Raw genomic sequence first — 12829 nt, forward strand, 5'->3', positions numbered from 1 at the left:
TCCGCGGGAATCGGGCTAAGATGGGATAAATAGTCCCATCTCGTTCCCTTGGCAGCGACCGGGGCGGCACCTAAATTGTATGCGTCTAACCGAGAGGATTCCTTGGGGATTTTCTCTAGCTTGCCCAAGGAATAGGGCCGCGATCCGCGCGACCACGAAGGAAGATCGATGAACGCCAATCTGCGCAATTTCGCCCTCTGGGTCATCATTGTCTTGCTGCTATTGGCGTTGTTCACGCTCTTCCAGAATCCCGGCCAGCGCGCCTCCTCCCAGGACATCGCCTTCTCGCAGCTCCTGAGCGAGGTCGATCGGGGCAATGTGCGCGACGTTGTGATCCAGGGACCGGAGATTCACGGGACGTTCACCAACGGCTCGAGCTTCCAGACCTATGCCCCCAACGACCCGACGCTGGTGAAGCGCCTCTACGACAGCAAGGTCCAGATCACCGCGAAGGCGCCCGGCGACAACGTGCCGTGGTTCGTCTCGCTGCTGGTCTCCTGGCTGCCCTTCATCGCGCTGATCGGCGTGTGGATCTTCCTGTCGCGCCAGATGCAGGGCGGCGCCGGCAAGGCGATGGGCTTCGGCAAGTCGCGCGCCAAGATGCTGACCGAGGCGCACGGCCGCGTCACCTTCGAGGACGTCGCCGGCGTCGACGAGGCCAAGCAGGACCTCCAGGAGATCGTCGAATTCCTGCGCGATCCCGGCAAATTCCAGCGTCTCGGCGGCCGTATTCCGCGCGGCGTGCTGCTGGTCGGCCCCCCCGGCACCGGCAAGACGCTGATCGCGCGCGCGGTCGCGGGCGAAGCCAACGTGCCGTTCTTCACCATTTCCGGTTCCGACTTCGTCGAGATGTTCGTCGGCGTCGGTGCCTCGCGCGTGCGCGACATGTTCGAGCAGGCCAAGAAGAACGCGCCCTGCATCATCTTCATCGACGAAATCGATGCCGTCGGTCGTCACCGTGGCGCCGGCCTCGGCGGCGGCAATGACGAGCGCGAACAGACGCTGAACCAGTTGCTGGTCGAGATGGACGGCTTCGAGGCGAACGAGGGCGTGATCCTGATCGCCGCGACCAACCGTCCCGACGTGCTCGATCCCGCGCTGCTGCGTCCCGGCCGCTTCGACCGCCAGGTCGTGGTGCCCAATCCGGATGTCGTCGGCCGCGAGCAGATTTTGAAGGTTCACGTCCGCAAGGTGCCGCTCGCGCCGGATATCAACCTCAAGACCATCGCGCGCGGCACGCCCGGCTTCTCCGGCGCCGACCTGATGAATCTCGTCAACGAGGCTGCCTTGACTGCCGCCCGCCGCAACAAGCGGATGGTGACCCAGGCGGAGTTCGAGGAAGCCAAGGACAAGGTGATGATGGGCGCCGAGCGCAAGTCGCTCGTCATGACCGAGGAAGAGAAGCTGCTGACGGCCTATCACGAGGGCGGCCACGCCATCGTCGGCCTCAATGTCCCGGCGACCGATCCGATCCACAAGGCGACCATCATTCCGCGCGGCCGCGCGCTCGGCATGGTCATGCAGCTGCCCGAACGCGACAAGCTGTCGATGTCGCTGGAGCAGATGACCTCGCGCCTCGCCATCATGATGGGCGGCCGCGTCGCCGAAGAGCTGATCTTCGGCCGCGAGAAGGTGACCTCGGGTGCCGCATCCGACATCGAGCAGGCCACGCGCCTTGCCCGCATGATGGTGACGCGCTGGGGCCTGTCGGAAGAACTCGGCACGGTCTCCTACGGCGAGAACCAGGACGAGGTATTTTTGGGCATGTCGGTGTCGCGGACGCAGAATGCTTCCGAGGCGACCGTCCAGAAGATCGACTCCGAGATCAAGCGCCTGGTCGAGGAGGGCTACAAGGAGGCGACCCGCATTCTCACCGAGAAGCATGCCGACCTCGAAGCGCTGGCCAAGGGCCTGCTCGAGTTCGAGACGCTGACGGGGGATGAGATCGTCGATCTCCTCAAGGGCAAGAAGCCGAACCGCGAGTCCGTGCTCGAGCCGAGCACGCCGCGCGCTTCCGCGGTGCCGCCGGCCGGCAAGTCGCGCCCGCGGCCCGATCCGGATCCCGGCCTGGAGCCGCAGCCGCAGGCGTAATCGTAAGCGGCCGATCGAATTGAAAAACGCGGCGGCAACGCCGCGTTTTTTGTTGGCGATGGTGGTCTGCGACGCGGGCAACTCGGCACCCCGTCATTGCGAGCCACCCGGGCCGCACGAAGCGCGGCCCGGGTGGCTCGCAATTGTCGGTGTTGGTGCAGCTGTGCTCGAAACTCAGGTCTCGTGCCCCGGACGCAGCGCAGCGCCCCTTCGGCGGTGCGCTGCAGAGCCGGGGCCTATGCAGCGGCGGTTTGCGCGGCCTTCTGGGTCCCGGCTCTGCGCCGCAACGCCAAGAGCGTTGCGGCGCGTCCGGGACACGAGAGCGAGGAAGTTCGTCACTCACACTCGGTCATTGCGAGCCAACCGAGCAGGTGTGGGCGGGCAAAGGCGCGCACGCGCCGTGCCAATCATCTCTCGGTAACAGCGACAGAAGTGGTTGGCACGCTCGCGCTTTGCCCACGCTACAACTGAGGTTCGCAGAAGGACTGTCGATGTCTGCTCGGTGCCAACAGCAAACTAAGCGTCGGCCGGCGAGGGACGATGCTTCAGCCAATAGTCGATCTGCCACCCCTCGTAGCCAAGCAATTCGCCAAAGCGCCGTTCGCGGTTGTCGGCCCAAGCTCCGGGTTCGTTCAGGAGCGTAAGCATGGCATCAATCCGCCACTCGTGGCCCGGTAAGGCGTAGAACAGCATCCGATATTCCAGCTGTGGCAGGTCAGGGCATGCTCCAATCGCTTCGCGTCTTATCAGGTGGCCAACGGCAACATGCCTGTCGAACATCCGCCAATATCGAATACAGATGTCTGGCTCACGACCGACGAACTCCATGAAATATGCGAGGGGCTTGACGCCCCTCAGCATTAGGCCGAGTTCTCTATTGGTGTGAACCAAATAGGGCAGCTGACGAAGCCATTCGGAAGGCATGTTGGGCATGTTGACCGCACAACGTTGATTTCTGCCAAGGGGCAAACGGCGAAACGACCGGAGCGTCCACCTAAGTCTGCATCACCTTTAGAAGCGGCATCTCATTTAAAGTACAAGCCCTACAGTTCCATCCTCAATTCGATGACGTCGCAGCCCCGCCGTCCGCATCGTCCCGCACGTGGATCACCGCGATGTCGTCGGCATAGATCCGTTTCCAACCCTTGAGGTGATCGAGGATCTGCGGGCCCGGGGCATCGGCAACCAGCAGCGTCGCGTCGATCTTATATTCGTCGAGCAGGCGCGGCAGAATCTCGGGCTGCTTCCCTTCGGTCGCCTTGAAGAAGTCCATGACGAATTTCTCGCCATAGAGCTCGGCGCGGCCGTCGACGAAGACCGGGACATCGCGCGAGATCAGATAGCCTCCGAACTGGTAGGCGTTGAAGATGCGCTGCACCTTGCGTTGTTCGAGCACGTCGACCGCGGCGACGGGCGTCTGAAACATCGTGAACGCGAAGCGGTGATGTCCCATATAGATCACCGTCGAGGTCCAGCCAGCTGCCACGATCATCAGCGCGCCCGTCACGGTGACGTAGCGAGCCGGCCAGATTTCGTCATTGCCCGAGTCCGGTGCGGGGCGCGGTGACAATTGCCCGAGCGGCTTTGCCAGCACGAGCGGCACCAGGAACGCAAATGCCTCGATGCTCCTGACATGCGTCAGCGCGCTCCAGGTCAGGAACAGGATCAGGAAAATTCGCGGCGCCGACAGCACGAGGCCGCGATAGAAGCCGATGGCGATAAGGCCGAGCAGCGCGCCTTCGAACGCCGAGAACGAGGCGAAATTCGCCGGCATCCACTCGAAGATCACCGTCAGCAGTTCGCCGAGGTTGAGGATGTTGGTCGCGCCCCATAGCGTCCTCCAGCCATACGGCGTGGCGCAGCTTGCGATCAGCGCGGCGATGCCGAACAGCACCCAGCGCAGGAATAGCTGGATCCGTCGTCCTTTCTCGGCGTGCTCGACCGCCTCGAGCGCGATCGGGCCGATCAACGCCAGGCCCAGCACGAAGCCGCCATGCAGGTTCGCCCACAACGCCATCAACGGCAGCCAGAGCCATGACGGCGCGCTCCGGCGATCGGCGGCCGCCATCAACACGCCGGCCCACAGCACCATGACGGGCAGCGCCAGGATGTGCGGACGCGCCAGAAGGTGATGCAGCGACAAGACCAGCGCCAGCATCGCGAACAGCACCGAGCGCGGAAGCTCGAGATGCGCGTCGAGCAGATAGACGAAGATTGTGACAGTGAGCGCGATCCCGACCGTCGTGAGGATCACCGGTCCCGCCCAGCCCCATTGCGCATAGGAGCTCGCGAACGCTACTTGCGACAGCCATGAGGTGGAGATCCAGGGCTGGCCCGACCGCGTGAAGGAATAGATGTCCGTACAGGGCAGCGCGCGATGATCGAGAATCCATTGGCCGATCTTGATCTGCCAGAACGAGTCGGAATCCTGGAGCAGCGTGTCGCCGATAAAGAGGAAGCAAAGATAGGCGCCCGCGCCGACGCAGAGCGGCACCAGGACTCGCGCGCGGCTCTGCATGGCCATGCTGTAGGTAGAGGAGAGGGACATTCCGCCTCGTCGTTTCTGCCGGACGTTGATCCTGCCGGCTTCCAAAGCATGATCCGGAAAAGTGTGAAGCGGTTTTCCCTCGCGACAAACGCGGAACGCGTTTGCGCGGAGATCATGCTCAAACAAGAACCTAAAGCGCGATGACGCTTCATCGCGCTTTAGCGGGCGGCATTGGACCATGACGGTCATAACTTCGAGTAAACCGGCACAGATGCGGCGGGTATGTTTCCGGACGATTTAACCGATTGTTTTCAATTTCGATTTACCATCGCGGAATACACGCAAACCGCTGCATGTTTCCGCGGACGAATTAACTGCGGTGCAATTCTTTGTCGCTACGGTCTGTTCCATGGTCGCGCGGCGCTGGGAAGCCGGTCAGACCAGACTAGTTGTAGCCTTTGTGTACACTTTGGAGCACTCTATGAAGAACCTCGTTGCGCGCTTTGTGAAGGATGAATCCGGCGCCACCGCTATTGAATACGGTCTGATCGCCGCCGGCATCGCGCTGGCCATCATCACCGTGGTCAATAACCTCGGCACCTCGCTGAACTCCAAGTTCGGCTCGATCTCGTCCAGCCTGAAGTAAGTTCGGACGATCGACGTGAATTCGAAGAGCCCCGGGATTCCGGGGCTCTTTCATTTCAGCCGCTGCGCGCGATTTTCTTGAGGGGAATGCAGCATGGCCGAACTCGCCTTGAGCCCGCCGTCAGGCCTGCGGCCAGGCTCGGCGCCGTCCGTGCTGTTCAACGTCTGCCTCGTGCTGCTCGTCCTCACGCTGCTGCATTTCCCGCTCGCCTATATTTCGCATTCCTGGATCTACGACGCGAACGGGCTGGGTAACCCCACCGATTTCGTGAACGTGTGGGCCGCCGGCAGGCTGGCACTCGACGGCCACGCGATACAGGCGTGGGACTGGCAGGTGCAGAAGCAGGTCGAGGTCGCCGTGTTGGGTCAGGATTTTGCCGGCTATTTCGCCTGGCACTATCCGCCGCCGTTCCTGTTCGTCGCCGCCTTCCTCGCGCAATTTCCCTATGCCGTGGCTTTCGCGGGCTGGGCCTTCGCCAGCATGCTGCCCTATGTCGCGCTGGTGCGCGCGATCGTCGGGCGCAGCTTCGGTGTCATGCTTGCGATCGCGTTTCCGGCGACCTTCGACAATCTCGCGATCGGGCAGAACGGTTTTCTGACCGCCAGCCTGATCGGCGGCACGCTGTATCTATTGCCGCGCCATAAGGTGCTTGCTGGAATCTGTCTGGGCCTTCTCACCTACAAGCCGCAATACGGAATCTTGTTTCCGCTCGTCCTTGTCGCAAGCGGTGAATGGAAAGTCTTCGTCTCGGCGGCCATCACTGCCGTGTCCATTGCGCTCGCGTCGATGCTTGTCTTTGGCGTCGAGAGTTGGGTTGCCTTCTTCCATTGGATGCCGATGATCTCGAAGGCGGTTCTCTCCGAAGGTTCGGAATCCTGGCTGAGGCTCCAGAGCGTGTTCGCGATGGTGCGCTGTCTCGGCGGCAACGAGACGCTTGGCTGGGTGCTGCAGGCGGTGGTGGCTGCTGCTGTCGCGATCGGGCTCGTGCTGATTTGGCGCAGCAAGGTGCCTTATGCGCTGAAGGCGGCTGCGCTTGCGACCGGCACGCTGCTGTGCTCGCCCTACACGTACATGTATGATTTCGCGGTGCTGGCCATTCCCGTCGCCTGGCTTGTGCGCGCCGGATATGATGATGGCTTCCGTGCTTACGAGCCTCCTGCGCTCGGCCTCGTGCTTGCGCTGCTTGCGAGCTTTCCGTTTCTGAAAATCCCGGTCGGGCTTGCGGCGACGTTGATCGTTGCCGCACTCATCGTCGCCCGTGCGGTCGCCGATTGGCGTGACCTGCCGGCGTCCCCGCCGGGCCATGCCTCGTCTCTTGCCTCGTCCCTTGCCTCTTCGTGAGTTGGCAGGTCAGCTCGCACATTTGAGGTCTTGTCATCCGCTCTGAATAGTTGTTCAGTTCTTGCGGGGCGATTTGCAGCGAAAACAGTGGAAGAAGCGTTCGGCCGAAACGGGCGGCCAGGCGCGTGGGACAGGAAGCGCGCCATGGTTTACCGGCGGACCCATCAAGTGGTGAAACGCCTCGCCGCCCGGCGTAGCGCCATTCTGGCGGCGGCGCGGGAGGCGGCAGCGGAAGGCGGTATGGTGGCGGTGCAGATCGCCCCGGTCGCGATCAGGGCCAACGTCGCAGCGGGAACGGTTTACCGCTATTTCCCCTCAAAAGCCGACCTGATCTCCGAGCTGATCGCCGAAGTGTCGCGCGACGAGCTTGCCGCGATTCGCCGGGCGGCCGACGCCGCGCCCGGTCCGTCCTCGGCGCTGGCGGCCGCTGTCACCACGGTTGCGGTGCACACGCTTTCCCAGCGCAAGCTCGCCTGGGGCATTCTGGCCGAGCCCGTCGACGTCGATGTCAGCGCCTCCAGGCTTGCGAGCCGGCGCGAGATCGCGGGCGAAATCGCCTCCCGGATCGACGCCGCCGTGCGTGCCGGTCATCTGCCGGCGCAGGACACCGCGCTAGCCGCAACGGCGCTGCTCGGCGCGCTGCACGAGGCGCTGGTCGGGCCGCTCGCGCCCGACAATCTGGAGGATCCGGTCAAGCTGCGCGATGCCGTGCAGACGGTCACGCTGCTGGCGCTGCGTGCCGTGGGCGTCATGGATGCCCGCGCCCGTGGCCTCGTGGTGCAGCAGACGGTGTTGCCGGCGAAGGCGCTGGTGGGCGCTTAAGTGGAAGTTGTCATTCCGGGGAGCGCGCAAAGCGAGAGCCCGGAATCTCGCGTCACAATCTCCGGTTCCGGGTTCGCCCGCGCTTTGCGCGGACGCCCCGGAAAGAGACGGGATGTTACATATTCGCGTCGCCCTCGGGGCCGACGGAGGCGATCCGCACCATGTTGGTGGTGCCGGGGATGCCGAGCGGCACGCCGGCGACGATGATCACGCGCTGGCCGGCGCGGACAAAGCCATCGCGAAACGCGATCTGGCCGGCGCGGCTGACCATGTCGTCCTGGTCGCGCGCGTCTTCCGCCACCACGCAATGCACGCCCCAGACCACCGCGAGCTTGCGTCCCGTCGTGATGTTCGGCGTGATCGCCACGATCGGCGGCTTCGGCCGTTCGCGTGCCACCCGGATCGCGGTCGAGCCGGAGCTGGTCCAGCAGATCAGTGCTGGCAGGTCGAGCGTCTCGGCCATCACGCGCGCGGCGTCGGCGATCGCATCGCCTGCGGTCGCTTCCGGGTCCGGCCGCTGGGCGGTGAGCACGGAGCGATAGGTCGGGTCGCGCTCGACCTCCTCGCCGATGCGGTTCATGGTCGAAACCGCCTCGACCGGGAACTTGCCGGCAGCCGATTCGGCCGACAGCATGATGGCGTCGGCGCCTTCATAGACGGCAGTCGCGACGTCAGAGACTTCGGCGCGGGTCGGCACCGGCGACTGGATCATGGATTCCAGCATCTGGGTGGCGATCACCACCGGCTTGCCGGCGCCGCGCGCCATCCGCGTCATCTGCTTCTGCAGGCTCGGCACGCGCTCCAGCGGCAGCTCGACGCCGAGATCGCCGCGCGCCACCATCAGCGCGTCGGAGGCCTCGATGATGTCGGCGAGGCGGTCGATCGCCTGCGGCTTCTCGATCTTGGCCATCACGGCGGCACGGCCGCGGATCATCTTCTTGGCTTCAAGCACGTCATCGGCGCGCTGTACGAAGGACAGCGCGATCCAGTCGATGCCGGTGGTCACCGCAGCCTCGAGGTCGGCGCGGTCCTTCTGGGTCATCGCCGAGACCGGCAGGTCGGTATCGGGCAGGCTGACGCCCTTGCGGTCCGACATCTTGCCGCCGACCACGACACGCGTCACCGCGTGTTCTTTCGAGGTCTGCTCCGCGATCAGCCGCACCTTGCCGTCATCGAGCAAGAGCGCATGGCCGGGCCGGAGCGCGGCCAGGATCTCCGGGTGCGGAAGGTAGACGCGGGTCGTGTCGCCCGGCGCCTTGTCGGAGTCCAGCGTGAAGGTCTGGCCGTTCTGGAGTTGCACGGCTCCTTCGGCGAACGAGCCGAGCCGGAGCTTCGGCCCCTGAAGGTCGACCAGGATGCCGATCGGCCGCCCGTAGCTGGATTCGACATTGCGGATCGTCGCCACCAGCTCCCGCATCTTGTCATGCGGGGTGTGGCTCATATTGATGCGAAAGATGTCTGCACCGGCCTCGAACAGGCGGCGGATCGTCGCGAGGTCCGAAGAGGCAGGTCCCAGGGTCGCGAGAATCTTGATACGGCGAAGTCGCCTCATGGCTTATTTCCAGGCGGGGGCGGGGGTGCTGGCGCAAGGCCAGGAGAGCCCGGGGGCGTAGCACCCGGCGGGCTATTGGGCAAACCCGGAACGCCGCCACCCGGGCCAACCGGGCCCGGCAGACCAGGTACCCGCTGTTGCGAGGGCTGTTCGTTGGCGTCGGTCAGCTGCACCGTCCAGGCGCGCTGCTCGCCGGTATCGACCTCGAAATAGCCGGTCCGGTCATAGCCGCGGGCGAGGCAGTCCTCGGTGCCGCGGATGGTGAATTCCTTGTCCCGCGAGCACATGAAGGCCTGGCCCGACCATTCGCCGCCGCGGTCGTAGTCGATCGCGTAGATGTAATAGTAGCGCGCGACCAGCGTGCCCCGCAGCAGCGTCTCGCAGGAGCGGGACGAGATGTTCCACCAGCCCTCCGTGGTCCACCCATCGGCGTCCTTGTAGCCCAGCGCGATCCCGACCCGGCTCGAAGTGTTGTTGCAGAGGCGGAAGTCGGCCGATGCGGGGCTGGTCGACAGACATAGCACGGCGATCGCCAGCGCCGGGGCGAGGCGGACGAGCCATGTGGAGAGGCGCTGGAAGGCGGGAGATTCGGCGATCATAGTCGCGGGAAGCTATATCAGATCATTGACGATTTGGCGTAGGGCGCGGGAACTGCCTTAGGACGGTTCAAGGGCCTCGTTTGCACCGTGATATGGCAAAATCTGTGACAAAGGCCTACCTAGTCCGTAAATGGTCAGTCCGGACAGTGAGGTCATCGTCATGCCAATCGACGACAAAACCAGAACAGAGCTCGAGGCAGCGGCCTTCCGGCGCCTGGTCGAGCATCTGAAGACGCGGACCGACGTCCAGAACATCGATCTGATGAATCTCGCCGGCTTCTGCCGTAATTGCCTGTCCAATTGGCTGAAGGACGCCGCCGACTCAAAAGGGGTGCCGCTCAGCAAGGACGAGAGCCGCGAGGCGGTCTATGGCATGCCCTACGAGACCTGGAAGGCGAAGTACCAGGGCACGGCCACGCCTGAGCAGCTCGAAGCCATGAAGAAGGTCCATCCCGGGCATTGAGCCGGTCAGGTTCGTCATTCCGGGGCGCCGAAGGCGAACTCGGAATCTCGAGATTCCGGGCTCGATGCGTTGCATCGCTCCGAAATGACACAGGTTTGGGGCACGACCATCTGCTCCGCCGCATCTCTTGTGGGTGCGCTGTGGACGAGCGCGATGCTGCCTTGACGTAACGGCTGCCAAACCTAAGGGTCAAACCAGCACGCGCGGTGCGAGGTCGCCGGCGTTACCTCACCTTGCCAATTCCATCAGGAGTACGAGATGGCCATTGCTACCGCCGTCGACGAAGAAGCGCCCGCCACGAAATTCGCCAAGGATCAGCTCCGCTCCATCATCGAGCGCATTGAGCGGCTGGAGGAAGAGAAGAAGGCGATCTCCGACGACATCCGCGACGTCTATGCCGAGAGCAAGGGCAACGGCTACGACGTGAAGGCGCTGCGCACCATCGTGCGCCTGCGCAAGCAGGACCCCAACGAGCGCGCCGAGGCCGAAACGATCCTCGAGACCTACATGCAGGCGCTGGGAATGCTCTGAGGGGCCGGCACGGCCTTTCAATTGCAGCGCACCAAACCTAGGCAAAATCCGCTTCTCTGCTAAGCTGCTCGGTGAAGGGACCGAGCAATGGATGCGCCTGGACCAGAGCGCCGGCTCGCCGCAGTCCTCGCCGCTGACATGGTCGGCTATAGTCGTCTCATGGAGGCCGACGAGGCGGGCACGCTTGCGCGCCTCAAGACCCACCGGATCGAGCTCATCGATCCGGTCATCAGTCGCAACCGCGGACGCATCATCAAGACCACGGGCGACGGTCTGCTCGTCGAATTCCACAGCGTCGTCGATGCCGTGCTGTGTGCGGCCGAGGTTCAGCGCCGCATGGGTCGGCGTAATGCCGATGTTGCGCCGGGACGGTGGATACAGTTTCGCATCGGCATCAATCTGGGCGACGTGATCGTCGACGAGAACGACATTTTCGGCGATGGCGTCAACGTCGCGGCCCGGCTGGAGGCGCTGGCCGAACCTGGCGGCATCTGCATCTCGAGCGCCGTTCGCGATCAGCTTGGCCAGCGTCTCGATGGCGTCGAATTCGACGATCTCGGCGAGCAGAACGTCAAGAACATCGTGCGGCCCATCCGCGTGTACCGAGTCCGGCTGCACGAGGAGACGGCCGACGCGCCTGACGGCACGACGGACACCGCCCCCGCGCCGGGCGTTCCGAAGAAGCCTTCGATCGCGGTGCTGCCCTTCGCCAACATGAGCGGCGATCCGGAGCAGGAGTTTTTCGCTGACGGCCTGACCGAAGACATCATCACCGAGCTGTCGCGCTTCCACGATCTACTCGTCATCTCCCGCAACTCGGCCTTCGTGTACAAGGGCAAGGCGGTGAAGGTGCAGGACGTCGCCCGCGAGTTCGGCGTCGACTATGTCGTCGAAGGGAGCGTGCGAAAGGCGGGAGGGCGCGTGCGCGTCACCGTGCAGCTGATCGACGCCGAGACCGACCGGCACATCTGGGCGGATCGCTATGACCGCGAGCTCGAGGATATCTTTGCGATCCAGGACGAGATGACCCGCGCGATCGCCTCGACGCTGCCCGGCCGCGTCGAGGCGGCGAGCCACGATCGCGCGAAACGCAAGCCGACCGACAACATGGCGGCCTATGAATGCGTGCTCGCCGCCAAGATCCTGCACCACCGCTCGAACCGCGACGACAACGCGCAGGCGCAGTCTCTGCTCGACCGGGCGCTTTCGCTCGACGCGAACTACGCCCACGCGCATGCCTGGAAAGCATGCGTCCTCGGCCAGACCTGGGTTTACGGCTGGTGTGCGGATCGCGACCTGACTTTCCAGCACGTGTCTTCCGAGCTGGAGACGGCGCTGGCGCTCGACGACAATGACAGCGACGTCCACCGCATCCTCGCCGCGCTCAACCTGAACCGCGACGACCATGACAGGGCCACCTATCATCAGGAGCGGGCGCTCGCGCTCAACCCGAACTATGATCTCGTGGTGGTGCAGCAGGGCGAGCTGCTGACCTGGCTCGGCCGGCCGGAGGAAGGTGTCGACTGGATCAAGAAGGCGATGCGGCTCAACCCCTATCACCCCGAGCGCTTCTGGAGCCATCTCGGGCGTGCTTATTATTGTGCCGAGAAATATGCCGAAGCCGCCGAAGCCTTTTCACGGATCACACGGCCCGATCATACTCATCATGCATTCCTGGCCGCGATCTTCGCGCAAATGGGCAATGCGGTTGCGGCAGGCGCTCACGCGGCCGAGGTTCTCAAGCGCGAGCCGGCATTTTCGGTAGCCAATCATCTCACCACCCAGCACTATAAGCGCGAGGTCGATCGTCAGCGCTACGAGACGGGCCTTCGCGGGGCCGGCCTGCCGGCCTAAACCATCAAGGGGGGAGCGTGACTGAGCCGCCATTACCGCGCGAGGTGAGCCGAGCCTTCGAGGCTTTTCCGCCGCTGGTGCGCCGGCGACTTCTCGACGTCCGCAAGCTGATCTTTGCAACGGCCAAGGCGCATGACGACGTCGGTCCGCTGACCGAGACGCTGAAATGGGGCGAGCCGTCCTATCTGACCGAGCGAAGCGGAAGCGGCAGCACCATCCGGCTCGGTCGCGTGAAGGAGTCCGATGATCATGCCGCAGTTCTGTTCAACTGCAAGACAACGCTGATCGAGAGTTTTCGCGAGCGGTTTCCAAACCAGTTCGAATATAGGCAGAACCGCGCGCTGCTGTTGCCGCTGGCGGGCGCGCTGGCGAAGCAGCCGCTCGCGGTCTGCCTGTCGCTGGCGCTCACATATCACCTCGACCGCCGCGGCCGGAGATAGTT

The 12829-nt window shown here is 64.0% G+C and carries 12 protein-coding genes; 8 read left to right on the forward strand and 4 right to left on the reverse strand.

From position 1 onward, the window contains the following. Nucleotides 1-168: 168 nt before the first annotated feature. Nucleotides 169-2091, forward strand: coding sequence for an ATP-dependent zinc metalloprotease FtsH (gene ftsH / locus YUU_RS0107875; RefSeq protein ID WP_027521912.1), 1923 nt, complete (start codon nt 169-171; stop codon nt 2089-2091). Between the two features lie 516 nt (nt 2092-2607). On the opposite strand, the gene YUU_RS0107880 is transcribed toward ftsH, so the two are convergent. Then, nucleotides 2608-3024: a hypothetical protein gene (locus tag YUU_RS0107880; RefSeq protein ID WP_027521913.1), complete on the reverse strand. Its 417-nt coding sequence runs from the start codon at nt 3022-3024 to the stop codon at nt 2608-2610. Between the two features lie 124 nt (nt 3025-3148). Then, nucleotides 3149-4639, reverse strand: coding sequence for a hypothetical protein (locus YUU_RS0107885; RefSeq protein ID WP_027521914.1), 1491 nt, complete (start codon nt 4637-4639; stop codon nt 3149-3151). Between the two features lie 421 nt (nt 4640-5060). Between YUU_RS0107885 and YUU_RS0107890 the strand changes: the two genes are divergently transcribed. From YUU_RS0107890 to YUU_RS0107900, 3 genes are all read left to right on the forward strand, one after another. Beyond that, nucleotides 5061-5225 carry a Flp family type IVb pilin gene (locus tag YUU_RS0107890; protein ID WP_027521915.1) on the forward strand — a complete coding sequence of 55 codons (165 nt, stop codon included), beginning with the start codon at nt 5061-5063 and terminating at the stop codon, nt 5223-5225. A 93-nt stretch (nt 5226-5318) separates the two neighbouring features. Further along, the gene (locus YUU_RS0107895) at nt 5319-6566 is read left to right on the forward strand and encodes a glycosyltransferase family 87 protein (RefSeq protein ID WP_027521916.1); all 1248 of its coding nucleotides are present in this window, start codon (nt 5319-5321) and stop codon (nt 6564-6566) included. Between the two features lie 144 nt (nt 6567-6710). Further along, the gene (locus YUU_RS0107900) at nt 6711-7388 is read left to right on the forward strand and encodes a TetR/AcrR family transcriptional regulator (protein ID WP_027521917.1); all 678 of its coding nucleotides are present in this window, start codon (nt 6711-6713) and stop codon (nt 7386-7388) included. 115 nt (nt 7389-7503) lie between these two features. Here the strand turns inward: YUU_RS0107900 and pyk are convergent, their stop codons facing one another. Then, complete coding sequence (pyk, locus tag YUU_RS0107905) at nt 7504-8940, reverse strand: pyruvate kinase (protein ID WP_027521918.1); 1437 nt, start codon at nt 8938-8940, stop codon at nt 7504-7506. Beyond that, entirely contained in the window at nt 8937-9539 is a 603-nt protein-coding gene (locus tag YUU_RS0107910) for a DUF1036 domain-containing protein (RefSeq protein ID WP_027521919.1), read from the reverse strand. Before YUU_RS0107910 ends, pyk begins: the two co-directional genes overlap by 4 nt. A gap of 160 nt (nt 9540-9699) precedes the next feature. On the opposite strand from YUU_RS0107910, the gene YUU_RS0107915 reads away from it, so the two are divergent. From YUU_RS0107915 to YUU_RS0107930, 4 genes are all read left to right on the forward strand, one after another. Further along, complete coding sequence (locus tag YUU_RS0107915) at nt 9700-10002, forward strand: DUF1244 domain-containing protein (protein WP_027521920.1); 303 nt, start codon at nt 9700-9702, stop codon at nt 10000-10002. A gap of 258 nt (nt 10003-10260) precedes the next feature. Beyond that, on the forward strand, nt 10261-10533 hold the full coding sequence (locus tag YUU_RS0107920; protein WP_027521921.1) for a DUF2312 domain-containing protein: 273 nt from the start codon (nt 10261-10263) through the stop codon (nt 10531-10533). An 87-nt stretch (nt 10534-10620) separates the two neighbouring features. Further along, complete coding sequence (locus YUU_RS0107925) at nt 10621-12387, forward strand: adenylate/guanylate cyclase domain-containing protein (protein WP_027521922.1); 1767 nt, start codon at nt 10621-10623, stop codon at nt 12385-12387. Between the two features lie 17 nt (nt 12388-12404). After that, a complete protein-coding gene (locus YUU_RS0107930) occupies nt 12405-12827 on the forward strand; it encodes a DUF1801 domain-containing protein (RefSeq protein ID WP_027521923.1) in 423 nt (140 codons plus the stop codon). Nucleotides 12828-12829: the final 2 nt, after the last annotated feature.

Origin of the sequence: Bradyrhizobium sp. Ec3.3 (assembly GCF_000472925.1) — a bacterium.
Lineage (GTDB): Bacteria > Pseudomonadota > Alphaproteobacteria > Rhizobiales > Xanthobacteraceae > Bradyrhizobium.

Excerpts from the sequence above, each read along its gene's own strand:
- YUU_RS0107895 (WP_027521916.1), top strand. The coding sequence starts at position 5,319 with ATGGCCGAACTCGCCTTGAGCCCGCCGTCAGGCCTGCGGCCAGGCTCG.
- YUU_RS0107910 (WP_027521919.1), bottom strand. The coding sequence starts at position 9,539 with ATGATCGCCGAATCTCCCGCCTTCCAGCGCCTCTCCACATGGCTCGTC.
- YUU_RS0107920 (WP_027521921.1), top strand. The coding sequence starts at position 10,261 with ATGGCCATTGCTACCGCCGTCGACGAAGAAGCGCCCGCCACGAAATTC.
- YUU_RS0107900 (WP_027521917.1), top strand. The coding sequence starts at position 6,711 with ATGGTTTACCGGCGGACCCATCAAGTGGTGAAACGCCTCGCCGCCCGG.
- YUU_RS0107915 (WP_027521920.1), top strand. The coding sequence starts at position 9,700 with ATGCCAATCGACGACAAAACCAGAACAGAGCTCGAGGCAGCGGCCTTC.
- YUU_RS0107880 (WP_027521913.1), bottom strand. The coding sequence starts at position 3,024 with ATGCCCAACATGCCTTCCGAATGGCTTCGTCAGCTGCCCTATTTGGTT.
- YUU_RS0107890 (WP_027521915.1), top strand. The coding sequence starts at position 5,061 with ATGAAGAACCTCGTTGCGCGCTTTGTGAAGGATGAATCCGGCGCCACC.
- YUU_RS0107885 (WP_027521914.1), bottom strand. The coding sequence starts at position 4,639 with ATGTCCCTCTCCTCTACCTACAGCATGGCCATGCAGAGCCGCGCGCGA.
- YUU_RS0107925 (WP_027521922.1), top strand. The coding sequence starts at position 10,621 with ATGGATGCGCCTGGACCAGAGCGCCGGCTCGCCGCAGTCCTCGCCGCT.
- ftsH (WP_027521912.1), top strand. The coding sequence starts at position 169 with ATGAACGCCAATCTGCGCAATTTCGCCCTCTGGGTCATCATTGTCTTG.
- pyk (WP_027521918.1), bottom strand. The coding sequence starts at position 8,940 with ATGAGGCGACTTCGCCGTATCAAGATTCTCGCGACCCTGGGACCTGCC.